Consider the following 25,359-nt stretch of genomic DNA (forward strand, 5'->3'; position numbering starts at 1 on the left):
TTTAATAATTTTATTATAAAACAAAAAAGCAGTTGAAAGGTCGATAAAATCTACCTTTCAACTGCTTAAAATGTGGACTTTTTCAGTGCCCTCGCCAATGCGCCTGTGGGGTCTCCCCTGCCCCGTACTCCCGCAGGAGTCGACTGCCTTCCGCTCCAATCAAAATGGTTTCAAAATCAAAACGACCTTTAACATAGCAAAAAAAAGAGAGGTGTAAATCCTCTCTCTAAAAAAAATCATTCTTCCTCTTCTTCCTCATCCATCATTTCATCAAATGCAGCGGAAACCTTATCGAATTCCTCATCACTTTCAATAGCTGAAAAATCGCCATCCTCATCCACTTTTAAAAAGAAAATATCAATATCCTCTTCTGTTTCTTGTTTTACATCTTCCGCAAATGCAACAGCGACATAATCATTTTCTTCAATGGTCATCACACCCAAAACTTCTACTTCTTGCTCCTCGTTACTTTCATCACTAATCGTAAAAATTTCGCCTACTTCAATCTTGCTCATCACAAATTCCCCTTTAACTAAAAAATTTTATTCACTGACAGTATCTCATAAAAGCCTTTCTATACCAAATTGTGCTGATATTTTTATGGTAAAATAAATCGTATAAAGCTTTTTATCGTCACAAAGGAGAAATTAACATGCATTCAAAAGATTTAGAAGAAAAAATCGTACAACAATACCAAGGTGAAGAAAAGATGATGATTCTTGTTTTTGCCCAGTGGTGTGTGAACCATGATCTTGATCCAGAAGAACTCTATTTGCGGGCCTATCCAAATCAGTCATCCAATCCTGCTTTAAGAGAAGCCATTGAATTAACTGTCCCAAAAGAGGAAGCAGGGGAAATTGCCGATCAAACGCTGCTAGGTGTTCTTTCCTTGTTCGGCAACGATGATCTTGCATTTGTAATCACAGAGGAAATTCAAAAACGGAAATAAAAAGAGGCAGTAGTTTCCGGGTTACACCAGAAACGCTGCCTTTATTTTAAAGAATATCAAGAAATTTTACTGTCTGTGTAATAACCAATGGTACAATGATGGCAATTACGGTCGGAATAAGAAACGCTAGAAACGTCCACTTTTTACTCTTCGTTTCTTTATAAATATTAAGTAGTGTAGTACCGCAAGGATAGTGCAGCAGGGAAAATAACATCATATTAAGAGCGGTCAGCCACGTCCATCCTTGATCGAGAAAAATTTGTTTCAAATCAGCTAAATTATCGACTTCTGTTAAGGAACCGGTTGAAAGATAGCCCATTAAAAGAATCGGCACAACAATTTCATTTGCCGGAAGACCGAGGATAAACGCCATCATAATAAAACCATCAAGACCAAGCAACTTACCGAAGGGGTCTAAGAAATGAACTGCATACATGAGGATACTTGTGTCCCCGATATAAATGTTAGCAAACACCCATGTAAGAATAGCTGCAGGAGCGGCCACTTTAACAGCCCGAACTAAGACAGACCAAGATTTAGTTAAGGAAGATCGGATGACTGTATCAAGAATTTTAGGCTTCCGATATGGCGGCAATTCTAACGTATAGTGTGTGGGTACCCCTTTAAGTGCTGTTTTAGAAAGAACCCAAGAGACGAAGAAGGTCACGATAATTCCAAATAAGACAATCCCCACGATAACACCTGTAGTGATTAATGATTTTATACCACCTGTAAAATTAGCCGCCATAAATAACGAAGCAAACAGAATCAATGTACCCCAACGGCCATTACAAGGGACAAAGTTATTGGTTAAAATCGCAAGCATTCTTTCCCGTGGCGATTCAATGATTCTTGTTGAGATTACAGCCGCTGCGTTACAGCCAAACCCCATTGCCATCGTTAGCGATTGCTTCCCATGAGCCCCAACCCGTTTAAATAGCCGATCCATATTAAAGGCTACTCTAGGCAGGTAACCGTAATTTTCTAAAAGAGCAAAGGCTGGAAAGAAAATAGCCATTGGCGGTAGCATGACACTAACAACCCATGTGGTACCCCGGTATAAACCAAGTACAAGAATTCCATGAATCCAATTCGGTGCATGTATAGCCTGAAAGAGGGATGTTAGTTTCCCTTCAATGAAACCAAACAACTCTGCTAGCATAGAAGAAGGAAGATTAGCTCCGGCGATTGTTAAATAAAACAATACCCCTAACATAGTAATCATAATCGGGAAGCCAAATATTGGGGAAGTTAAGATGTGATCAAGTTTTTCTGTTCGAGTATCTTGTTTAGTTTTTGAATATGAAATCCCTTCATTACATAATTGCCGGCTTTTTGTATATAGCTGCTGGACAATTTCATCTCTAAGTTTTGCCGTTGACAGGGATTGTGCCTCTGTATAAAGCTCCTGAATGCTCATTGTTTACACCACCTCCGGCACCATTCGTTTATTGATTTCATTAAGAAGCGCTTCATCCCCATCTAATAATCTTAGAGAAACCCAGCGAGAAGATAAGTCACTGCCAAGCAATTTTTGTACCTTTGGTTCAATGATTTTTATCTTTTCTTCAATCTCATCAGGATACATCATTTGGATAGGAACACATGAAATTTTCCCCGTAATAATTCGATCAATAGTGTCAAGGAGCATCTGAAATCCCTTTTTATTTCTTGCCGAAATTTTTATCACCGGGACCCCTAAACGATTCGTTAGCAGCCGTTCATTGATATGAATGCCCTGCACTTCGGCGACATCGATTAAATTAATGCAAATCACCACATTTTTCGTCATCTCTAATACTTGCAGCGCGAGATTTAAATTTCGTTCAAGCGCAGTTGCATCCAAAACAACAAGAGTCACATCTGGTTTTTCAAAAACAATATAATTTCTAGCAACCTCTTCATCGGTTGAATTTGAAAAAAGGGAGTAGGTTCCTGGCAAATCAATTAAATGAAAGGTCTTATCCTTGAATGGAACACTGCCTTCCGCCATGGAAACCGTCTTTCCAGCCCAATTACCTGTATGCTGTCTAAGACCGGTTAAGGCATTAAACAAAGTGCTTTTACCCGTGTTGGGATTTCCAGCCAGAGCAATTCTGTATTCATTCCCCATACGATATCAGAACCCCCTCTATTTTTGAGCTTTCTTCTTTTCTAAGCGCGATGGTGGTTTGACTGACACGGAAAGCAATTGGATCGCCCAAAGGACTTTTTCGGACCACTTCCACTAATGCTCCCACTACAAAACCTAAATCTAATAATCTTCTCCTCATCACACCCTCTAAATTTAATGAAGTAATTTTAATGATATTTCCTTTTTCCCCATTAACTAATTGAATTTTTTTAGGTTTATCCATCTCTCTTTCCCCTTCTCTAAAGTTTTTCCCGTGCGCAACTTTTCTTTAATTATATGATACTTCCGAGAATTATGTCACGGAAAATAGAAAAAAAGCAGCCTTTTTTTGACCGCTTCATAAATCTCTATTTAAATCATTGTAAATTGTTTCCATTCCTTTGGAAGCAACTGTTGATACCTACTCTGTAAGAACCGATCGTCAATTAAGACAATCGTCCCATGGTCTGTTTCCGAGCGGATCAATCTCCCTCCTGCTTGTAAAACCTTATTGAGTCCCGGAAACACATAGGCATATTCATAGCCGTTTTTCCCTTGGTCCGCAAAGTGGTCTTTAATAAGATTTCGTTCGAAACAAACCTGAGGTAATCCAACGCCAATCACGATTACTCCATTTAAGCGGTCACCGATTAAATCAACACCTTCCGAAAAAATCCCGCCAAGGACAGCAAAACCCACTAAGGACTCTGTTTGATTTGGTTTAAATGCCGCTAAAAACGCTTCTCGTTCAACTTCCGTCATTCCTGCTTCCTGAACAATGGTGTTGGTCGCTTCATTGAATTGTGTAAATTGCTCATAAACTGACAGTAAATATTGATAGGAAGGGAAAAAGATAAGGTAATTCCCAGGACGATTAGTGATTAAAGTTTGAATCTCCAAAACTATTCTCTCTCTCGTCTTTTCCCGGTCATGGTAACGTGTGGACAGTGCTTTAATATAAACATCGACTTGCTCTTCTCTAAAGGGTGACGGGATGCTAATCGCATAATCTCCCTCTCCTCCGCCAAGAATATCCTGATAATATGGCATGGGCGAAAGGGTGGCGGAAAAAAAGATCTTGGCGCGATAGCCTTTTCCCATCTGGCGAAGAAGAAGGGAAGGATCGATACAAAACAATTTGATGGTTACATCGTTTCGTTCTTTTGCAGCATAAATAACAAAATGTTCATCAAGTAGTTCTGCTATTTTCACAAATTGATTGACCTTAAAATACGTTTCTAGTAGTAGTGGTGGAGCTTCTAATGGCAGAACTTCTTCAGCTGCAATCAAAAATTGATGGATTCCTGCTAAAAAATCTTCACCGAGTTGTTCTAAAACAAACTCTCTTTTATCCTCTTCAACTTTTTTTAATTGAATAAATAACAAATTGATTTTATTGGCTGCTTCATATATTTCTTGAACTTTCCCCTTAAAGTCCTTCTTTAATTGAAGGAAAGGCTCTTTGTTTAAGCTGGCAGAAAACATCTCCCGCCCTCGGTCTACAAGATTATGCGCTTCATCCACGAGGATGGCAGTCGATTTCTTTTGCTCTTCTAATAAGCGTTTTAACGAGACACGCGGGTCAAAAATATAATTATAGTCACATATAATGGCATCTGCTGAGTAGGCCAAATCTAGAGAATATTCAAATGGACAAACCCTATGTTTACGAGCATACTGTTCAATCACGTCCCGATTTAGGGTGTTTTCGTTCGTTAATATATCAAAAATGGCTTCATTGATTCGATCATAATAACTATTCGCGAACTCACAGGCCTCCTTTTGACAGTTGGTTTCCTCTTGAAAACATACCTTGTCTTTCGCTGTAATGGTCACGGTCTTCATACATAATCCACAGGAACCCATTCGCGCAAAAGCCTCTTCCACAGCTGTTCTGGTAATGGTCTTGGCTGTAAGATAAAAAACTCGATTAATCTGTTCTTCTCCCATTGCCTTCATAGCTGGAAATAGTGTTGAAATGGTTTTTCCAATCCCAGTTGGGGCTTTGGCAAATAAATTCTTTTGATCTTTAATAGTCTTATAAACAGCCCCAGCTAATTTTCTCTGCCCATTTCGATAGCCCTTAAACGGAAAGAGCAATTCTTTGCAACTTTCATTTCTTTTATTGCGATGGTCGTCCAGTAATTTGGCATAGGGAGCATAGCTTTGAATGACCTCTAAGACAAACCTTTCAAGCTCATTCAGTGTAAACCTCTGTTTGAGAAACCTTTTCTCTTCCGTCTCCACGTGTACATAGGTTAACTGTACATCAACTTCTTCCAGTTCCCTGTCCTTCACCGTAATATAGGCATACATTTTGGCTTGGGCCCAGTGAACAGCATATCCTTGCGGTTCTAATTGATTGAGCGGCTGTGAAAAGGATTTGATCTCGTCGATGACCATCCGACCATCTTGGAACAATAACCCGTCACATCTGCCATCAATCAAGAAGTTCAGTCCCTCATAGGGGATCACAGTACTGAGATACACTTCCTTTTGATCGCCTTCTTGATAGGTCTTCTGAATTTTTTGATGAATCTTGGTCCCATCCACCATGGCTGATTGCGAACGAAAGCGAGCATCAATACTGCCGCTCTTAAAAACATGTTCAACAAGTGTTCTTACTGATATTTGAATGTTAGTCGTCATGCGTTACCAACTCACTATATGAGAATATACGTTTGTATTTAGTATAACAAAAAATAGCGCATTTCTGCGCTATTTTCATATCTTAAGATCGAATTTGTCCAGTTCCGCGTACAATTGCTTTAGTCGTCGTTAATGCCTTAAGTCCCATTGGACCACGAGCATGCAGTTTTTGTGTGCTAATCCCAATTTCAGCACCATAGCCAAACTGTTCCCCATCCGTGAAACGAGTTGAAGCATTATGATAAAGAACTGCCGCATCGATCGCTTGGAAAAATAAGCGCACATTTTCGGCATTTTCACCAATAATGGCTTCCGAATGCTTAGTACCATATTGATCGATATGGCTAATCGCTTCTCTAACATCACTAACTTTTTTAACAGCTAAAATTGGTGCTAAAAATTCTGATGCCCAATCTTCCTCTGTTGCTTGTTTCACAAATGTATAATCAGCTACCAACGATTCATCACCGCGCAGTTCAACCCCTTTATCCTGCAAACTGCTTAATAATTCTGAAATATAAGGCCAGTTTTCATGAACAAGCACAGTTTCCGCCGCATTACAAACGGATGGACGATGTAACTTTGCATTGATGGCAATATCAATCGCCATTTTCTTTTCGGCGGTTTCATCAATAAAAACATGACAATTACCAACACCTGTTTCTAGAACAGGTACTGTCGCATTCTGAACAACGGTTTGAATCAGCCCAGCCCCGCCGCGTGGAATCAATACATCCAAATATTCATTTAATCTAAACATTTCAGCGGCAGTTTCTCGGCTAGTATCTTCAAGTAATTGTACGGCATCCTCTGGAATCGCTGTTCCTTTTAATGCTCCCTGCATTACCTGAACTAATGCCTTATTGGAATGAATGGCTGATGAGCTTCCACGCAACAGTACTGCATTGCCTGCCTTTAAACAGAGACTTCCGGCATCCACTGTAACATTTGGACGAGCCTCATACACCATGCCTACTACTCCAAGCGGAACACGGATCGTTTCAATTTGTAACCCGTTTGGTCTCTCCCATGCTTCAATGGTTTCACCAATCGGATCATCTAGATGAATTAACTGCCGTACTCCATCGACAATTTGTTCGATTCTTTCTTCTGTTAAAAGCAGGCGATCAAGTAGGGATGTAGAAAGTCCGTTGTCCTTACCTGCTTCGATGTCCTTGGCATTTTCACGCAGAATATATTCTTTTTCTGTTAATAGGTGGTCTGCCAGTTTCAATAGTGCTTCGTTTTTTTCAACAGTCGAGATCATGCCTAATTGTTTTGATGCCACTTTAAGTTTCTTTGCTTTTTCCAACAGTTCTCCCATACCCAATCACTCCTTCGGTAATGTGACCCAATTATCACGATGGATCACTTCTGCTTTTTTGTTAATTGAATAACTCTTCGCTTCATTGCTTGGCAACCCTTTGACCGTTTTAAGATCCTGTGCAGAATAAAAAACTTGTCCTTTGCCAACTGTTTTCCCTTTTTGATTTCTTACCTCGACGACATCTAAGGCATTAAAGTCTCCATTGACTTTAGTAACCCCTACGGGCAATAAACTTTTTCCTTGGAATAAAATCGCTTTTTCAGCCCCATCATCTATTTCTATGATTCCTCCGACTTGAGAATGATAGGCAATCCACTGCTTTCTCATTTGCATTTGGGAGTGGAACGGGCCGCCAATATAGGTGCCGTCCCCTTTTCCTTCTAAGATATCAACAAGCTTTTCTTTCCCTTTTCCTGTGCCTACAAACACACTGACACCAAGCGAAAGAGCCTTCTTCGCCGCCAGCAATTTCGATTTCATACCGCCAGTACCGACAGATGAACCACTTTCTCCAGCAAATCCAAGTAAGTCATCTGAAACCTCAGGAATGAAATTAAACTTTTTCGCATCCTTGGATACATTTGGATTGCCATCATAGAGTCCATTAATATCTGTTAAAATAATCAAGGCATTCGCATGTAAAAATCCACTGACAAGGGCTGATAGTAAATCGTTATCCCCAAAGGTTAATTCCTCAATCGAAACAGAATCATTTTCATTAATAATGGGCATGACCCCTCTTTGGAGCAGTTCATAAATTGTTGAGAATAAGTTTTGAAAGCGTGTCTGGCTATAAAAATCTTCTCTCGTTAATAACATTTGCGCAGGAATGATATTAAACTCGTTAAAAAGTTCAATATAATGTTGCATTAAGAGTCCTTGCCCGACTGCAGCGGCCGCCTGTTTCCCAGCTGTCGTTTTGGGTCTTGTCGGATAGCCAAGCGAGCCAAATCCCGCTGCAATAGCACCGGATGATATCAAAATCACTTCATGGCCCTGTGCTTTTAAATAGGCAAGTGCCTCCACATGATCACGCATTTTCTCTTCGGATATGGTTCCCGTAGCATTTGTTAATGAGCTGCTTCCAATTTTTACGACCACCAGCTGTTTTTTCATTTTTAGTACGACCTTTCATAATAAAAAATAAATAAAAAAAACGATTCTACTGTCCTTGAAAAAAGGACGGAAGAATCGTTTCCGCGGTACCACCTTTATTGATGCAATTGCATCCTCTTGAACCCGTAACGAGGGGAACGGCCTATGTTTGCATAAGCAGCTTTTAAAAGGGCAGGTTCAATTATCTTTCCGTGAGAAACCTTTCAGCCAATGGGTTTCACTCTCTAACACATTCCAATAATTTACTAATCCCATACCATTTTCAATTTATAATTTATTTGATTATCTTAAGAAATTGAAAAATTGTCAAGATGAAAAACATAAAAAGATAAATTGATTACTGTGACGAAGCCCTATTTATTTTTTTCGATTAAAGACTTCTTTTAGGGTCGATGGTTTAAAAAGGATCGTTGCAGGATCCACTAGATTCATTACCCTCACTAAATCTTTATAGATTGCTTGATTCTTAGCAGATAATAAAAATATTTTTTTTACATACCATTGTTGGAACGTCAAACCAAATGGTTTCTTCCCTTTCACATCACTATATCTAAAATCTTCACAAAGAACCATCGACCAAACGGGGGAAATAATTTTTGCTAATTGTTTTTGTAATTTTTTCATTGGACCTATGTGGGATGTTGTAGCAAAGTAATCTCCAATCGCAAGCGCTTCTAAAGCCGCAATACTCATGCCCTGTCCAAAAACGGGATTGATTCGGCAAATCGCATCACCTGCTACTAATAATCCATCAGGTAAATCTACTTTTTCAAAGTGACGCCACTGTATCTGAGGAACCTGATAAATAGCTGTATCCGATATGGAAGTTCCATTCTGTAATTCTTTAAAAATATCAGGCAGTGGTAACTTCTCCGTCATTTTGAGAAAGCCCTCAGAATCTTTGACATCGACAGGATTGAGAGTATTTAGATAACCGTTGATCGTAACTATACATTGATTGTTTTCCACCATTGACAATGTACCGCCTAATGTTTCCTTAGCGGGATCCGGATAAAGAATCTTTATTTTAAAATTCTTTGGCGGCTCAGAGAGTGTATATTTTCGTGTAGCATAACAAAGGCCTATTTCGACTGTTTCTTTAGGGACTGTCCTTCCCTGCTTTTCTAACCACCCTCTTGTAAAGGAGGCCGCTCCGCTCGTGTCAATGATCAAATCTCCCTTTATCCTTTTTGGCTTACTTTCATGAAGAACATCAACACCACAAACCTTGCTTCCGTCCTCTGATAATAGAAAGGATTGTACTTTTATACCGTATTGATAAGTCACATTGCCAATTTGCTTTACCCTTTCCTCAATATACGATTCTAGCAAGGTCCTCGTTTGTAAAAAAGTAATATTATTGCTTGGAAAACGCAGTTTCCAAACTCCGTGATGAAACCAAGCAAGGTCATTTAAGGAATCAATCTTGATTGATCCGTGTTTTACCATGTCCTCTTGAAATCCAGGAAAAAGGCGTTCTAAGGCATGGTCACCAGCATGAAGGAGCAAATGGAGATGATGTGCTTGTAGAACGCCATTTCTGATGGTGGTTTGACTTTCCGGTTTTGCATCTTTTTCTAAAATTCGTACTCTATGAAAATAAGGTGAAATCGCGGCGGCAATTAATTTGCCTGCTATTCCTCCTCCAATAATAATCGCTTGATGGTTCCCCTGGTCATACTTCAATTTCAACTTTTCCCCTTTTTTGTCTATATTCAATTGACGATACAGTAATTCTATTCCCGCGTGATAAATTGACTTAACAGATATTCACTGACCTTCTCTGAATCCAGTCTGGCTGCTACAAACGGAGGTTGAATTTCCTTTGTTCCTTCTAGTGGAAGACCTAGCCACAAAAACTGTTGATCCACGATGATAAAGGGAAACGACAAACCTTCTGCCACTCTATGATCCGGTCGAAGTTCCATCCATTCTGATTCAGAAATTACAGTTAATTTTACGATTTTTTCACGATTATTAAGCTTCTCCAGCCATTCTGGGGAAAGTCTTGTATGAGCAGGCAAGGAAATCACAATCGATGCCCTAGCAGTTTCAATATCTTGAAATACATTTTCTAATTTTCGGGCATGCATCCATTGTAACTTGAGGTGCTGATGTTTAATCCACTTACCAATATCCTTTGTTTCCACCGTCTGCAGTTGCTTTACCTGATGCTCGACTAACTGCCTTAATGTTTTCCCTTGAAATACATGTCTTCGGATAAAGGCTTGATTGCTGACATGGATAAACTTCCCTTTTGTCCTTGTTATGGCAACATTGATTAATCGTTCACTATCCTTACCCGTTAATAGCATACCTGCTCGACTTTGCGGTGCACCTTCGACCGTATCAAATATCATCACATCCCGCTCGCTGCCTTGGAATCTGTGAACGGTTGCCGCAATGATGTCTGCATTCAAGCGTTGTTCTTGATATAAATCCTCAAGAATCAATTCCATTAACTGGGCCTGAGCACGGTAGGGAGTCACATAACCGATAGAACGTAAGCCACTCAAATAGGACTCATGAATTAAGTGAAAGGATAACAGTACCTGCCAAATATTGATTCTTGATTGGGAGGTCCTCTCCGTCAAACAATAGGCCCCTGTAAAACTAGTATCAACTAGAATGGAGGCGCGATTTGGAAACGGAGCGCTTTCCACTATTTTGTTCCTGCTCTTTCTAACACTCTCATGGTCACCAACAAGTGAATGATAGATATATTGATTGGTAAAAGCAGAAATATCCGGGTGCATACGCCGTTGTTCTTCTAATAGAAATAGATGCGGATGTAGTCTACCGTCATTTACCCAATCAACTACTCCTGCTCGGTGAAAAATATCCTCCCTTAACCATTTCGTTACCAATGAGTCCCTTGAGGCAGCAATTGGCGGCAGCTGCTTAAAATCGCCGCAAATAATGACCCGTTTCCCAAGTGCGGCAGCGAATGCCGCTTGAGGTACATACGCCATACTCGCTTCATCGATGATAACGACATCAAATGTTTTTTCATAAATAGCCGGATCGCTGGCTGCTTTCGCGAGCGTTACCCCCACTATATACGCATCTTTAACAAATTCTATTTCCTTTTGACGAATTTTTTCCAATACTCTGGCAATCTTCGTCTCAAGCTCCAGAAGTTGATTCGTATCCCTTTTACTAAAAGAACGAGCAATGTCTTGCTTTACCAGTTTTCTATCTTCAAGTAATTTTTCCTTTTCTTCTGCAAGACTAGGATCTTGATTCTGAAGCAATTCAGTGGTGGTAATCGCCTGCCGATTATCCGTGCGTTCACCTGTACCGAATCCATAACGAAGAACGTCCCCTTCACGGAAACGGTCTTTCTTTTGGATAAAGTCCGTTAATTCACCGAGGAGAACATCTACTGCTTGATTGCTATGCGAGAGGATTAAAACACGCTTTTCTTGAAAATATTTATTGGCTGCCGTTCTCGCTAGTGTATAGGTTTTACCCGTACCAGGTGGTCCCCATACAAAGGTGACAGGATTGTATTTTGATCGAAGAACTAACTCATGTACATTGCTCTTTATTTTTTCAAGCGGGTGATTGGCTGGCATCGAAGGATCCATTAATTTTTTAACTCGAAGCCTCTTTTGTTTGTCCTTTTTGATTTCATCCAGTCGTTCTATTAGATGATCAAGAAGTTCCCATGGATCATGAAACAAAGTGGCTTCCGAAATGAGGTCTCCAAACGATTGTTCAAGTGCTAAGATGACTCCTTTTCCCTCTGAAGACAAGACTCTCCCTTGCTGAGACATACTTCCCCATTCGAGTCGAACGGATGAACCGACAGGTATCCTTAGTGAAGTGGTTGTTTCAAAATAATAGGAATAGGAACCATCTGTAGATAACAGCCTGCCGTTGCTAACAAGGAATTTATTACTGCCAAATTTTTTTAAAAATTGAATTTCACTCTGGAGTGCCTGCTGCCACTCTTTTATATAAGAAACTACGGTGTTCATTTTTCTCATCCTTTAATAGGGGTTACCTTGTGCTGTAAATTACTATAGCATTATACCATCAAAAAGAAAAAAGCATTCGGTTATTGGTTAACGGGTTCACTTCAGGAGGAGTTTTACCCAAAATAACCAAAAGATTAGTAGACCATATCGCTTAATCGGAATGGTCTACTTTAATTAATATAAAGCCGTTTTCAAGGTTTTTATGCGAAAAAATACGTTGGTTTCAGTAGTAGAAAAATAATGTACAATGATTTATGTTCTTGCTAATTTTGGTGGATTTTATTGTCTAAATCTACTGTTAAAATTGTGCAATTTTACAGTTTAAGGATCTGTTATTATTCATTGTTGATTTTCGTGTAGATATGAGAATTCATAGGCGGAGAATTTCCGGGTAATGTATAAAGAGGAAGGTTAAGAAGCAGATATAAGCGGAGAAATTCCGTTTAACTGCTCTAAATAAGACAAAATCCAAAGATTTGGATAATATAAACGGAAAAACTTCCTTTATTTTTAAGGAAAATAGTGTATTTCCCCATTTAGGCGGAATTTTACCGTTTATTTTTCAAACACAGTAAATCAACATTTAGTAATAACAGAGACAAGTTTAAAGGAATCTCTAGAAATGCAGTCCCTACCTGGCAAACAAGAGGAAAGCGAAATGAAGTTTATCGGGGATAAAGAATCATTAAATGGTGATTTGCAAGATTTATTTTTGTGGTATATGAAGAAAATAGATGAATGGAAAAGAGCACCTAAATGATGCTCTTTTCTTTTTAAAATAATGTTATTTTTGAGTAAATTTAGTTACCGAATTAGATGCGAAAGACTGTGTTTTTTTCACAACTCCCCATCAAGAGAACTCGTTAGTTATTGGTCGAATGCTTTTACAATATGGGCGGATTAGCAGCTTGCTTTCAGGTAATAATTTGCTAGGGTAATAATCATGGCACCCATTCGTTCATTTTCAGGTGCTAACACACGGTCAATTCCCTCTTCCTTTAACGCTTCTAGAGTGACCTTGCCAACAGCAACCGCTAGAGTATGTCCCTTAAATGCTTCAACCAGTTCATGAGCATAATTATGTTGCTTGGCATAGTTAAATAATGATCGAACTTGAACGGCTGTCGTAAAACAGACGGCATCACACTCTTGGTTTTTCAGTTCCTCACAGAGAGTTTTAACAGTCTCGGTTTCGGGTTCAATATGTTGATAGGGGAGAATTTTTTGGACTTCCGCACCCTGTTCTTCTAAATATTGAGTTAATGCTGGTGCGGTTTCGCCATGAAGCTGCAGCATGACTCGTTTTCCAGTAAAATCAATTCCTTCAAAAGCACGCACTAGACCCTTTGTCGTCCCATCATCTGCGGTTACAATAGGCTCAATTTGTAATTTCTTCAGCGCGGACAAAGATTTATAACCGCGTGATGCGACTTTTGCCATACGGATTTTGTCAATAAAAGCTTCTTCTAGCCCCAACTTTGCAGCAATATTTAATAATGTTTCGATTCCAATACCAGTCGTAAAAATGACCCAATCGGCGCCTTGCTCAATAAATTCAACTAAATCAGGCTCCACTTCCTTCTCTGCTAAAAACACAGTCCCTTGCAGTGAACGAACAACAGGAATGCCACCTTGTTTTTCGATTAATGTACTAATTTCTTCAAGTTTCCTAGAACCGCCAACCACGATTCGTTTTCCTGATAGACCCTTTTCCATTTAGGTACCTCACATCTTTTTTTATTTATAAATGTAACATATTTTGAAACAAAAAAAGATGGTTTTTCTCTCACTTTTTTCCGTTGATAAATGTATTAAGTCTCTGCTTCCTTGTTTTTTAACCTTATTTTTATATTTCTTTTAACAAAAAGGAAGAGAAAAATTAACATCATTTCGATGATAAGACCAACTATATTCCATGTAAAGAAAGAAAACCGTAAAAGGTCCATTGTATTCTTAAACATTAGGATGGACAAATAACCAACAATAAAAGCGATCGGAAACAAGAATTTGTTCGTATTTCCCTTGTATAGATAGCTAAAGCAATGATTGATTGCATAAAGAAGAAAGGCCACCTTCGTAAAAATGGTTGGCAGCCATACAACCGTAATGACCAAATCAAGCCGATCAAGAAAATCGGTAATATTAATTTGTTGAATTAACATGAGGCTAGGGTAAGTAGATTCTCGGATAATCTTTACTCCTAATACAGCTAAAGAGGAAAGGATTACAACTAAGAAGAGAAACAAACCAAGCCCGGTTCCTATCATTACTGCTCGACGTGCTTTATGTGGTGGGTCGATATTTGAAATAATGATTAAAAAAAATAAAATCTCTCCCATCCATGAGAAGGTTATAAAAGTCGCTCTTAAGATGGTTGTAATAGATTCCATCCCAAGGAGGGGCTGTAGATTTCCAAAATCCCATTCATTCATTAATAATAATGGAAGCATAGTCACAATAATGAATAGTAAAGTAAAGTGGATGGCCGTTACTCGGGCTATTACCTCAATCCCAGAAAGAGCAATGTATACCATCACTAAGATAGAAAGTACCATTAAGATATCATTTGGCGTCGTGGGCAAAAGGACTGTTGCCACAAAATCAAACATCCCTCTTAAATCCCTAATTAAAGTAAAAAGGACAAACAGAAGGAAGATTAAAATGAACCCCTTCTCGCTCCATTTACTTTTACTGCCAATCAACAGAACATTTTGTAACCATTCTTGCTGAGTGTTTTTACCAAAAATAATAAAGATAAAAGAAATTAAAAGCGGGTAGATGATAATCGGGACGACCCATGCATTTTGGTCGCCTTGTTGTAAAATGATTTGTGGCAGACTGATGATGGGTCCAGCAAATATTAAATTTGCTACTAATAGTGATAATTGAAAAGCCGAGACCTTTTGTTTCATAATTTCACAACCATTCTCAAAATACCCTCAAAAGTTACATTCAAAAATGTAGTAATGGTGCTGAGTGATAAGTGAAAAAAATCTAGCATTGAAATACCTAATGCAGCGCCTACAAAAACATACACCCATTTTCGTTCTTTTTTACTGACAATATTTTTTTTAAAGACAAAAAGGATATAGGAAATAAGACTTATCCAGACAACAATCATACCTAATTTCATATTGTCATTCCTTTTCTACAATTCCTGAATTCGCGGATCTTTGAATATCAGCGTCTACTTTAATCGTGACTTTTAAATTTGGCAGGATCGTGCGCCAGTCGTTCTTCCAATTTTGATTCCATTCTTGATGCTTATATTTAAAGAGATACCAGCCAAACCCAAACACATCTACTCCCTGTGAATGAGCATGATTTAAGATTGCTTCAATTTCTTTTTTTATTTGACCTTCCATTTTGCTAATAACTAACCGATATGTTTGGGGATCCTCAATTCGATAATTAGGCTCATTCTCGAATAAGACGCCTACAGTCTTGACAGTGAGGAGAAAAGTAGGTTTTCCGTCTACAATCTTAAGCTTTGGTTTAGTTTGATTTTCAAAAATCTGAACAGAAATCTCTTCATTTTTTGCTACCGGAAAGGAAGCAGATTTCTTTAGCATTTTTTCAAATAACCATAATACGCCTGCACTTTCATTCTTATTCGTAGAAAAGACAAGTTTATCATCTTTAAATACAGCAAACCTCTGCATTTGGACTTCTTTTTTTGTTTTATCTGTTTTCGTTGTACCAGCTGTATTGATCATAGGAATAATCATGTCCTTCCCTTCACGATACAAATCCTGAAGAGCACTGCGCACTGTCATATTAAGACTGTTTTTAGACATTTCTCTCATTCCCTCGCCCGAATATTGTTCCATCCTGGGTTGTGTCTTTAATAGATTTACGGCATCTCCCTTTGAAATAAGCAGAAAGGTTGAAATCCTTGAGCGAGGCTGTGTGAAGACTGCATTTAATGTTTTCTTGATCCCTGCTTCTGCTAGAGATTCTCCAATTATATGGACTCTTCGGTGACCTAAATAAACCCTTCTAGATAATTTGGTTTGGATTTCCTCCATCGCTTGGCGTTCATTTCCGCCTGTCCCTTGGGCTACTAGGTATGGACCTTCACCGCTTGTACCCCCGCCGCCGCCGCTTGACCCTGCACCTCCCATAGAGCTGGGAAGTGGAACCTGCAAGGAAAATAAAAATTGGTTTTTTTCTCCTTTATCCACCCCTGTTGCGACCACAAAAGCGATATCATTAATTTCCGAGCGATCCCAACAGCCTGTCAATAAAAAAATGGAAACAATACAAGGTAACGAAAGTCGGATTGCTTTCATGTTGGATTCCCTTCTTCACTGCCTTTTCCAGGACTTGGCTTTAGATCTTCCCCTTCTCTTGTTCGATCGTTTTTAACGGTCTGACTTGGACGCTTATTCATGGACCACCAAGGCGCCCTTATAAAAACATCCTTTTGACCTTCCTTAGACATAGGAGAAATTGGAGATAAATAGGGGATACCAAAAGATCTTAATTTGCTTAAATGGGTTAAAATGATCAAGATGCCTAAGACAATTCCGAATAAACCAAACATCCCGGCTAGAAATATAAATGGAAAGCGCAAAAGCCGGATAGAAATAGCCATATTGAATCTTGGAATCGTGAACGAGGCAATCCCTGTAAGTGAAACAACAATTACCATTGGTGCTGAAACAATGCCAGCTTCAACTGCTGCCTGCCCAATTACTAGTGCCCCGAGAATACTTACTGCTTGACCTACGATTTTTGGAAGCCTTACTCCTGCTTCCCTCAGAGCTTCAAAGGATATTTCCATGATTAATGCTTCTATAAAGGCTGGAAACGGAATCGCTTCCCTGCTTGATGCAATACTAAATAGGAGGTTTGTAGGAAGCATCTCTTGATGGTAGGTCGTCACTGCCACATAAAGACTCGGCAAGGTGAGCGCTATGAACACAAAGATAATCCGCAAAAACCGAAGAAAGATGGAAATATGGAAGCGATGGTAGTAATCCTCACTTGCTTGCATGAATTGCCAAAAGGTAGCTGGCATAATAAGCGCTAAAGGTGTACCATCGATAATGATCGCCACTCTGCCTTCTAATAAATTGGCTGCAATCGTATCAGGACGTTCAGAATTTTGAATTTGCGGAAAAAAACTCCAAGGATTATCTTCAATTAACTCTTCTATATAACCACTTTCTAAAACACCGTCTATTTTGATACGGTCAATACGAGCTTGGACTTCTTTTAAAAGTTCTGGTGACACCAAACCATCAATATACATGATGGCGATTCCAGTCTTTGTTTCTTCTCCAACATCTTTAGCGATCGCTTTCAGTCGATTTGAACGAATTTTTTGTCTGACAAGGGCTGTATTTACCCGGATACTTTCAGTCAGACCCTCACGGGGTCCACGAACGACAGACTCTGTTTCAGGCTCTGTTACCCCTCTTCTTTGTCCTCCTTTTGCATCAATAACAATTCCGGTTTTAACCTTATCGACTAAAAGAACAGTATTTCCTTTCAGAATATTTGTAACCGCATCATCGAGCAACGTTATTTCTAAAACCGAGCTTGCAGATAATATTTTCTCTACTAAAAAGTCGGCAGTTATTCGATCTGTTTCTATCTCCTTAAGAATCTGATGAATCCCATGAAGTTGGATGCTGTTGGTATCAATTAGCCCATCTACAAACAGTAGATAAGCATTCACATTACCGGCAACGATATGCCGAAAGACAATATCCGAACAATCGGCAAATAGTTCTTTCAATCGGTCAATATTAATTGATAAATCTGCCTCAATTTCCTTATCCATTTTCTCACTTGGGACTGATTTCTGACCTTCTTTAAGAAATTTTTTAAATTTTCTCATCGAAATACTCCGAATTGTTAAATTTTTAGACAAAATAAATCCATGACAAACGTACTATGTGATAACAGAATAGTTTCTAAAATTACTTTCTATAATTTGCACCAAGAATTGAAAAATATTCCTGAATCTCTTTAAATTAGGCTTGATTTTATAAGCATTGGACATACTGAAAAATGTCAAAAAATTTGTTGGTAAGGAGGAGCGGAATATCAATGGAAGGTCAATTTAGTAATTTTATTAATGAAGTATCCATTCAAGCAAAAATGGAAAATGTCTGGGGATATACATGTAGGTCTTGGCAAAATTGTAATCAGGAAACGATTCAATCGTTCCTCTCTCAATGTTTTGAATATAATATCGATCCTCAGTACTGTATGAGTTGGGTCGAGCAGCACAAGGACGAAATTCCGAATTGGGAGGCTGTATCTGAAACATCACTAGGCTGGGTGAACGAACACACATCCACTGGATCTGCGATTTCCATCACAGAGCAGGAATTAAGCTAATCAACTTAGAAAAGGACATACAGAAACTCCTAACCAGCTTACACGCTGATTAGGAGTTTTTTGGTCCCTATTGATTTTTTTCGATTGCTTCCACCAATTTGAATAAGAAATGATAGATTAACTGGAATGCCTCACCCATTGTTAAATCATCCTGGTATCCTTTTATGTAATTCAAAGCAAAATTGACATTCCATAATCCATCTTCATTGCTAAACATTAAATCGAACTTAGCTTCCTCACCATGTAAATTTGCATTTAAATACTCTTTTATCTTTTCGTGAAATTTTTTCTGAAACTTCAATCCAAGCATGACGTCATAGGTTCCAAACACATCATCTACTTCAAGAGAGATGGCATCAACATTCACAAAATCAAACCATTTAGATTCGAGATAAATAAACTCATTTTTATGCTTCATCAAATACTGAAGTGGTTCAGATAAGAAAGCGGAAGTCTCATTTTTTAACATATTTTCCGTCTCTTTATCACAACGTTCAATATAAGCATCTGCAAAACGGATACTTGCGTCCTTTTCCACGATATGACTCTCATTTGAAAGTTGGTTTTGTTCAGCAAATTCGATTTCCTCTCTAAAGAGAACAACTCCCTCTTTAGTTTGATTTTCCCTTCCCGAAATGTAGTTTATAATCTTTTCTTTTAACAATCAAAACCCTCCTATTTCACCTACTTGAACTAATCTTAAAACACTTTACGAAAAAAGCAAATTTTCTTGATGCAAAAAGATTAAAAATATAAACAAGCAAAAAAAGGTGCCAAGCCGTGCCTGACACCTTTCTTACTATTTAAGAAAACCTTTTGGCATAACGACTGCGACGACTTCACCTCGAGCGCAAAGATTCTCTTCAGCATATACTTCTGCTGTTACTTTAAATTTCTTTGGATGAATTTCTTCAACCTTACCGACTGCTTTTAATGGGACACCGTGTGGGGTCGGCTTTAGAAAATCTACATTTAAGGAAGCGGTTACAAAGCGAGGTGGTTCTGTGCCTTCACCTGGTTCAAATCCATTCTTCCTCAGCAGAGCTAAGGAAGCGGATCCGGTACCGTGACAATCAATTAAAGAGGCAATTAGACCTCCATATACAAACCCAGGCAAAGCCGTATGTTCCGGTTTCGGTGTAAAAAAGGTAACAGTTTTATCCCCTTCCCAGCCTGTTCGGAAATGATGGCCGGCATCATTTAAGCGACCACATCCATAACACCAAGCAAAATCATCTGGATACTCATCTTGAATGGCCTTTATCACTTTTTCATCCATTTGCTAACCCTCCGTTTCGGCAGCATCCTTTGAAGTTATTTTTTTATTTGATTCTGGTAAACTGCCGATGTTCTCACTTCAACCGTTAATTTGCCATTTGCGTAAATCGCTTTGATTAAAAACGGGACTCCTGTGGTGTTCTGAAAACGAAAATCCGGACCGCCATAGGAAACGGTAGCATCTCTTCCTTGTGGCACGTAACCAACGGTTAATGAATGATGGTGTTTTTCCACATACCTAACACTCACTTGGTCCACTGCATTAAATAACGTCGACGACGTCTGGCAAATGCCTCCGCCGATCCCCATTACCATTTGCTTATTAACAATTTCCTTTGCTGGTTGGTAGCCATGAGCAGCGTCACTTGGCCCAACCGTTGTATTAAAAGAAAATATATCCTGTGCTCCAACAATGACATTATTTATTGCTTGTGCCGATAGCTCGATATTTTTCGAACGGCCGACAACCCCACTGTTAAAATAGGTTGAATAGCTTGCAACGACCACATCATTTAAATGAGCTACATCTTCAGGCTTATACCCGCTGTCTGTCAACGTTAGAGGCAGTTCAACCGTACCTCCTTCTACCGAAGCTGTCATGACTCGATTCACTAATTCCGCTTCGTCTAAAATGATCAAAGGCTTCCCTTTAATGATTTGACCATTTGCATCGATTTTATCAAGAACCATCCGCTGGTCGTATCCCTTTGTAGTCTCGGTTCCTCTCGCCAAGTCCTTCGCCCATTGTTCCACATTTTGTTTATATGAAGCTGGATTTCTCGTAAACCCTAATTCTGCTGGTAAAAAGGTTTTCACGGTACCTTTTGTATTCGGATCTATGACGTTAACGACAACTGGTTTTTGTTCCTCTTCCTTTTGAGGCTGCACCTCGTTTTTTTGGACCGGCTGCTTTTGTGGTTCCTTGACCTTTTCTTGTTCGGGGGTCTTCGTTGCCGTGCCCCCATTACATCCTGCTAAACCTAGTAAACTCCCAATTAATAAAACTGAAATTGCCCATCTCTGCTTAGCCATTTCCTTAACTTCTCCTCTGTTCCTATACTGTATTTCTACAACAACTAATCAATTACCTTCATTCACCTATTTTATTCTCTTTAGAATGTAATATGATTGATAAAAAAGGGATGTAAGTGGGCATTTAAATATAAGATGTATTAAACATGGATGTTGATTTCCGCTCCAGGCGTTCGCTTTCCGCGGGCGTGCCGGGGAGCCTCCTCGGCGCTGAAAGCGCCTGTGGGGTCTCCCCTGCCCCGTACTCCCGCAGGAGTCGAGCGCCTTCCGCTCCAATCAACATCGTTCCAAAATCAACAAGTACCCTTTATCACAGCCTAAAAAATAAAATAGCAGCCTGAACAAATAGGTTCAAAGCTGCTTTTGGAGATATATTTACCTAGTTCCTGTTTTAGCCATTGGCTTAATCACTTTTGCTTCAGTTAAAACAGGCAGATATTTTTTATAAGTATGCCAATATGCCATCGCAATAAATATGGTACCTCCAACTGCATTTCCTAAAAAGACTGGGATAAAATTATGAATATAATCCATCCAGGTAAAATGTCCAGTGAAAATGGCTGCTGGAATCACAAACATATTAGCCACAACGTGTTGAAATCCAATGGCAACAAAAGCCATGGTAGGGAACCAAATACCTAAAATTTTTCCAGACATATCATCGGCTCCATAGGAAAGCCATACAGCTGAAGCAACCAGCCAGTTACATCCTATCCCTGAAATAAATGCCTGAAGAAATGTTGCTTCAAGTTTATGACCCGCAATACTAACTGTTTTATCTAAAAACGGAGCGGCTTCTGTTAATCCTACAAGATGACCAAAGAAATAGGCTACAAAAATGGCTCCTAAAAAGTTACTGATCGTTACTAAGAACCAGTTATATAAAACCTTTCCCGTGCTAACCCTTTTTGACATTCTTGCTAGTGGTACGGCCATCATATTCCCAGTCAATAATTCTCCACCTGCTAATAAAGTAAGAATAAGTCCGATTGGGAATACACTAGCTCCTATTAAACTGCCTAGTCCTTCCAGATTGCCGGTCAGTGTTGCCGTTACTCGGATAAATAATAAATATCCGAGAGCTATAAATGCACCAGCTTCAAAGCCTAAAATCACCGTTTGCACTGGTGCATACTTCGTTTTTTTAACCCCATTTTCTACAGTAATGGCCATAATTTGATCCGGTTTACTATACCCCATAATAATTACTCCCTCATTTTTTTTTCACTTCGTTTGTGAAATAATTAACATACTTCTATTTTATAGCATTTTCTTCAGAAAACCTGTGAATATTTCTTCAATAATTTTGTAGCGCTTACATCCACTTATTAAAAATAAAGTATGACAAAAGTCACTATTTACAATTGAAAGCAAGGAATATGTTATAATAAAAACATGTTTTAATTCTACTAGTAAAACACTTATTTTTATTGCATAGTCCTATTTGCCACGATATAAACATAATTATTACTTTATGAATGGATGTGTTAACTTGGAAAATACGATTGAAACGATTTATCGATTAGAGAATCCGGAGGAAAACATTATTAAATTTGTAACTGGAACACAGCTTCGTTATGAGGATGTGATTAAAGAGGTTTTTGGTGTGGCAAGTGTAAATGATTTACACATGATGATTCAATATAACAAAAATTTTCAAACAAGTATTTGTAACAGTTATGGGATAAGTGAAAAGAAAATTACATTAGATAAAATCATTCGCATTGCATCCAAAGCCGATATTCTCTTCCTAAAACAACAACTAATAAACGAAAAAAAATCGAACCCTCAAAAGGATGATCAAAACAATCCTGGCGAAGAGGATCACCATATCAACCGCCCCTTCGACACCATCATTCAGCTTCAAGAAGGAATCTACCAATGGGATGACAACAATTTCTCCTACAACGCTATAACAATTGGTGCCTGACACCAAAAATAAAAAATGGAAGATACTCTACAAGCATACGGATTTTAATGTAGTAGTAACCTTCCATTTCATATCTTGATTTATGTTTACTTAACTTCTATTTTTATTACTTTTTGATTTGGTCATTCTGCCTAACAGGAACGCTCCCGCTGCGACACCAATAATCGTATTTGTTTTCTTATTAAAAACCTGCTTTGCAATCAAATTTAAGTTTTGTGGTCTTTCAGCTAACCGTCTCATGAAATAGCCATACCAATCGTTCCCAAACGGAACATACGTACAAAAAGGATAACCTTCATCCGCTAAACTTAACTGGAGCTCTCTTCTGAAACCATACAACATTTGAAATTCAAATTGATCTTTTGGAATATTGTTTTCCTTTACAAATTTTTTCACATGATTAATGATCCGATGGTCATGTGTCGCAATAGATGTAAATTTCCCATTCAATAAATGCCATTCTATTAACCTAATAAAATTGGCATCAATATCCTTTTTATCTTGATAGGCAATTTCTGCTGACTCTTTATAAGCCCCTTTTACAATTCGAATACGGAAATTCTGATACCTTGCAAGATACTCCATAGCTTGATGAAAATAGGCCTGAATAACGGTTCCGACGTTATCAAATTCTAGCGAAAGGTCATCTAATAGATTAAAAGTTAAATCAAGATGCTTAAAGTCTTCCATATCGATATTAACGAACATATCATATTGGCTCGCTCGTTCCACAATTTCTCTAATATTAGTTAAGCAAAAGGAATAATCAATATCTAATCCCACTTGAGTAGGTTTTAGGGAAATATGGGCATTCACTTGGTTCTCGTGAATCGCCTCGATTACCTTAATAATTTGATCTTTCGCAGCTGTCGCTTCTTCTTCTTTAAAAACAAATTCCCCTAAATTGTCGACGGTACAAGAAATTCCACGAGCATTTAATTCCTTAATACTTTTTATCACTTCTGGAATATTAGTCCCAGCCACAACACTTTGTGCACCCATTTTCAAGCCATACTTTTTAGCAGCATTATTTAGAAATTGATTTTGTGATAAACCCATGAAAATATCCTTCAACATCGCGATTTCCCCTTGCTGACTATTTTTTAACTACATTATAGCATACGCTTTCAATAAAAATTATTTTGTGAATATTCCAAAATATGACGTTCTTATATGGCTGAATTTATGGTCCTCGGACTTAAAAATATAATTACCAGAAAAAATTAAGACACCCCCAATCCATCTAATTGGGGGTGTAAGGATCTACCTATCATTTATCGTCGTCTATTCCGATTACGTAAAAAAGTTGGAATATCTAGTGAGTCGTCTTGTCCCTGATAAGACCGATCACTTTCAAGATGTTCTTCATACTGATGCCTTTGTCCAGCACGTTCTTGAACTGGTTGTTCATACGTTTCTTCACGTTTTGGTTTCTGGGCAGCTTCTTTTGAAGGAGCGGCCGCCATTGATCTCTTGGATGACGCTTCTTCATTAGTAAATCCTGTTGCAATAACCGTAATCATAATTTCATCTTTTAAATTATCATTAATGATGGAACCAAAGATCATATTTAATTCATGATCAGATGCTGATGCGACAAGGTCCGCCGCTTCTTGTACTTCAAAAAGACTTAAATTGCTGCCGCCAGTAATGTTCATTAACACACCTTGTGCCCCATCAATAGAAGTTTCAAGTAAAGGACTTGAGATCGCTTTTTTCGCTGCCTCAACTGCACGATCCGGCCCTTTGGCAACACCAATCCCCATTAAGGCTGTACCCTGGTTCGTCATAATTGTTTTTACATCAGCGAAGTCGAGATTAATTAATCCTGGAACAGCAATTAAGTCAGAGATGCCTTGTACACCTTGACGAAGAACATTATCAGCTTCACGGAAAGCTTCTAGCATCGGCGTTTTTTTGTCAACAATTTGTAGTAAGCGATCATTTGGAATGATAATTAGTGTATCTACTGCCTCACTCATTAATGCGATTCCATTGGCAGCATTTACGGCACGCCTCTTTCCTTCAAATCCGAACGGACGTGTAACAACACCAATAGTAAGGGCTCCAAGTTCACGAGCAATTTCCGCAATAGCAGGAGCCGCTCCTGTTCCGGTGCCACCGCCCATGCCAGCTGTAACAAACACCATATCGGCCCCTTCGAGAACCTCTTGGAGCTGCTTTCTGCTCTCTTCTACTGCCCTTCTTCCTACTTCAGGGTTGGCGCCTGCCCCGAGTCCTCTTGTAAGAGTAGCCCCTATTTGCATTTTGATTTCCGCTTTTGAAAGATTAAGAGCTTGTGCATCCGTATTAACAGCAATAAATTCAACACCTTGAATACCATCTTCAATCATTCGATTAACGGCATTATTACCGCCGCCACCTACACCAATAACTTTTATTCTTGCAATTTGATCTATATTCATATCAAGATCCCACATTTGTAAATTCCTCCCAAACTATATTACTCCATTATTCAGAAAATTACCTTTAGAGTAAAAAGTACTTTTTTCCTAAACATTCCTCTTAGTATTTTAGCAAAATAATAGGCTACTTTGTATAGTACCACGTATTCATTTCAGCAAAAAATATAAAAAAAAACTCAAAATATGAGAGAATTTTATTTTT

At 38.6% G+C, this 25,359-nt stretch carries 23 protein-coding genes and 1 other annotated feature; of the genes, 3 read left to right on the top strand and 20 right to left on the bottom strand.

The window, feature by feature from the left end:
- Window positions 1–236 precede the first annotated feature (236 nt).
- Complete coding sequence (locus JOC76_RS23120) at window positions 237–515, bottom strand: DUF1292 domain-containing protein (RefSeq protein ID WP_205181135.1); 279 nt, start codon at window positions 513–515, stop codon at window positions 237–239.
- 137 nt (window positions 516–652) lie between these two features.
- Between JOC76_RS23120 and yxiS the strand changes: the two genes are divergently transcribed.
- A complete protein-coding gene (gene yxiS / locus JOC76_RS23125) occupies window positions 653–949 on the top strand; it encodes a protein YxiS (RefSeq protein ID WP_205181136.1) in 297 nt (98 codons plus the stop codon).
- Window positions 950–995: 46 nt separating this feature from the next.
- Here yxiS and JOC76_RS23130 read toward each other — a convergent pair whose 3' ends face one another.
- The 13 genes from JOC76_RS23130 to JOC76_RS23190 form a co-directional block, all read right to left on the bottom strand.
- Window positions 996–2,369, bottom strand: coding sequence for a nucleoside recognition domain-containing protein (locus JOC76_RS23130; protein WP_205181137.1), 1,374 nt, complete (start codon window positions 2,367–2,369; stop codon window positions 996–998).
- 3 nt (window positions 2,370–2,372) lie between these two features.
- Entirely contained in the window at window positions 2,373–3,062 is a 690-nt protein-coding gene (locus JOC76_RS23135; protein WP_205181138.1) for a FeoB small GTPase domain-containing protein, read from the bottom strand.
- The gene (locus JOC76_RS23140) at window positions 3,052–3,306 is read right to left on the bottom strand and encodes a FeoA family protein (protein WP_205181139.1); all 255 of its coding nucleotides are present in this window, start codon (window positions 3,304–3,306) and stop codon (window positions 3,052–3,054) included. Before JOC76_RS23140 ends, JOC76_RS23135 begins: the two co-directional genes overlap by 11 nt.
- Before the next feature lie 128 nt (window positions 3,307–3,434).
- Window positions 3,435–5,711 carry an ATP-dependent DNA helicase gene (locus tag JOC76_RS23145; RefSeq protein ID WP_205181140.1) on the bottom strand — a complete coding sequence of 759 codons (2,277 nt, stop codon included), beginning with the start codon at window positions 5,709–5,711 and terminating at the stop codon, window positions 3,435–3,437.
- 82 nt (window positions 5,712–5,793) lie between these two features.
- Window positions 5,794–7,035 carry a glutamate-5-semialdehyde dehydrogenase gene (locus JOC76_RS23150; RefSeq protein WP_205181141.1) on the bottom strand — a complete coding sequence of 414 codons (1,242 nt, stop codon included), beginning with the start codon at window positions 7,033–7,035 and terminating at the stop codon, window positions 5,794–5,796.
- 6 nt (window positions 7,036–7,041) lie between these two features.
- Window positions 7,042–8,154, bottom strand: coding sequence for a glutamate 5-kinase (gene proB, locus JOC76_RS23155; RefSeq protein WP_205181142.1), 1,113 nt, complete (start codon window positions 8,152–8,154; stop codon window positions 7,042–7,044).
- Window positions 8,155–8,213: 59 nt separating this feature from the next.
- Window positions 8,214–8,416, bottom strand: a binding site (T-box leader).
- A 95-nt stretch (window positions 8,417–8,511) separates the two neighbouring features.
- Window positions 8,512–9,840, bottom strand: a complete 1,329-nt coding sequence (locus tag JOC76_RS23160; RefSeq protein ID WP_205181143.1) for an FAD-dependent oxidoreductase — start codon at window positions 9,838–9,840, stop codon at window positions 8,512–8,514.
- A gap of 50 nt (window positions 9,841–9,890) precedes the next feature.
- Window positions 9,891–12,137: an AAA domain-containing protein gene (locus tag JOC76_RS23165; protein WP_205181144.1), complete on the bottom strand. Its 2,247-nt coding sequence runs from the start codon at window positions 12,135–12,137 to the stop codon at window positions 9,891–9,893.
- Between the two features lie 900 nt (window positions 12,138–13,037).
- Window positions 13,038–13,853 (bottom strand): uroporphyrinogen-III synthase, encoded by an 816-nt coding sequence (locus JOC76_RS23170; RefSeq protein WP_205181145.1) that lies wholly within the window; start codon window positions 13,851–13,853, stop codon window positions 13,038–13,040.
- 95 nt (window positions 13,854–13,948) lie between these two features.
- Window positions 13,949–15,049, bottom strand: a complete 1,101-nt coding sequence (locus JOC76_RS23175; protein WP_205181146.1) for a GerAB/ArcD/ProY family transporter — start codon at window positions 15,047–15,049, stop codon at window positions 13,949–13,951.
- Window positions 15,046–15,270, bottom strand: coding sequence for a hypothetical protein (locus JOC76_RS23180; protein WP_205181147.1), 225 nt, complete (start codon window positions 15,268–15,270; stop codon window positions 15,046–15,048). Before JOC76_RS23180 ends, JOC76_RS23175 begins: the two co-directional genes overlap by 4 nt.
- A gap of 4 nt (window positions 15,271–15,274) precedes the next feature.
- Complete coding sequence (locus tag JOC76_RS23185) at window positions 15,275–16,429, bottom strand: Ger(x)C family spore germination protein (RefSeq protein ID WP_205181148.1); 1,155 nt, start codon at window positions 16,427–16,429, stop codon at window positions 15,275–15,277.
- Window positions 16,426–17,985: a spore germination protein gene (locus tag JOC76_RS23190; protein ID WP_205181149.1), complete on the bottom strand. Its 1,560-nt coding sequence runs from the start codon at window positions 17,983–17,985 to the stop codon at window positions 16,426–16,428. The genes JOC76_RS23185 and JOC76_RS23190 overlap by 4 nt, the downstream gene beginning before the upstream one ends.
- A 212-nt stretch (window positions 17,986–18,197) precedes the next feature.
- On the opposite strand from JOC76_RS23190, the gene JOC76_RS23195 reads away from it, so the two are divergent.
- Complete coding sequence (locus JOC76_RS23195; protein ID WP_205181150.1) at window positions 18,198–18,491, top strand: hypothetical protein; 294 nt, start codon at window positions 18,198–18,200, stop codon at window positions 18,489–18,491.
- 67 nt (window positions 18,492–18,558) lie between these two features.
- Here JOC76_RS23195 and JOC76_RS23200 read toward each other — a convergent pair whose 3' ends face one another.
- The 4 genes from JOC76_RS23200 to JOC76_RS23215 all read right to left on the bottom strand — a co-directional run bounded on the left by JOC76_RS23200 (window position 18,559) and on the right by JOC76_RS23215 (window position 22,001).
- Complete coding sequence (locus JOC76_RS23200; RefSeq protein WP_205181151.1) at window positions 18,559–19,155, bottom strand: branched-chain amino acid aminotransferase; 597 nt, start codon at window positions 19,153–19,155, stop codon at window positions 18,559–18,561.
- Between the two features lie 135 nt (window positions 19,156–19,290).
- Entirely contained in the window at window positions 19,291–19,770 is a 480-nt protein-coding gene (locus JOC76_RS23205) for a PaaI family thioesterase (protein WP_205181152.1), read from the bottom strand.
- Between the two features lie 35 nt (window positions 19,771–19,805).
- A complete protein-coding gene (locus JOC76_RS23210; protein WP_205181153.1) occupies window positions 19,806–20,801 on the bottom strand; it encodes a VanW family protein in 996 nt (331 codons plus the stop codon).
- A 375-nt stretch (window positions 20,802–21,176) separates the two neighbouring features.
- Window positions 21,177–22,001, bottom strand: coding sequence for a formate/nitrite transporter family protein (locus JOC76_RS23215; RefSeq protein WP_205181154.1), 825 nt, complete (start codon window positions 21,999–22,001; stop codon window positions 21,177–21,179).
- 292 nt (window positions 22,002–22,293) lie between these two features.
- Between JOC76_RS23215 and JOC76_RS23220 the strand changes: the two genes are divergently transcribed.
- Window positions 22,294–22,731, top strand: a complete 438-nt coding sequence (locus tag JOC76_RS23220; RefSeq protein WP_205181155.1) for a hypothetical protein — start codon at window positions 22,294–22,296, stop codon at window positions 22,729–22,731.
- Window positions 22,732–22,821: 90 nt separating this feature from the next.
- Here JOC76_RS23220 and JOC76_RS23225 read toward each other — a convergent pair whose 3' ends face one another.
- Together JOC76_RS23225 and ftsZ are read right to left on the bottom strand one after the other, a co-directional pair.
- On the bottom strand, window positions 22,822–23,808 hold the full coding sequence (locus tag JOC76_RS23225; protein ID WP_205181156.1) for a proline dehydrogenase family protein: 987 nt from the start codon (window positions 23,806–23,808) through the stop codon (window positions 22,822–22,824).
- A gap of 197 nt (window positions 23,809–24,005) precedes the next feature.
- On the bottom strand, window positions 24,006–25,172 hold the full coding sequence (gene ftsZ / locus JOC76_RS23230; protein ID WP_205181157.1) for a cell division protein FtsZ: 1,167 nt from the start codon (window positions 25,170–25,172) through the stop codon (window positions 24,006–24,008).
- Window positions 25,173–25,359 lie beyond the last annotated feature (187 nt).

It is taken from the genome of Neobacillus cucumis (assembly GCF_016908975.1).
Taxonomy (GTDB): Bacteria; Bacillota; Bacilli; order Bacillales; family Cytobacillaceae; genus Neobacillus; species Neobacillus cucumis.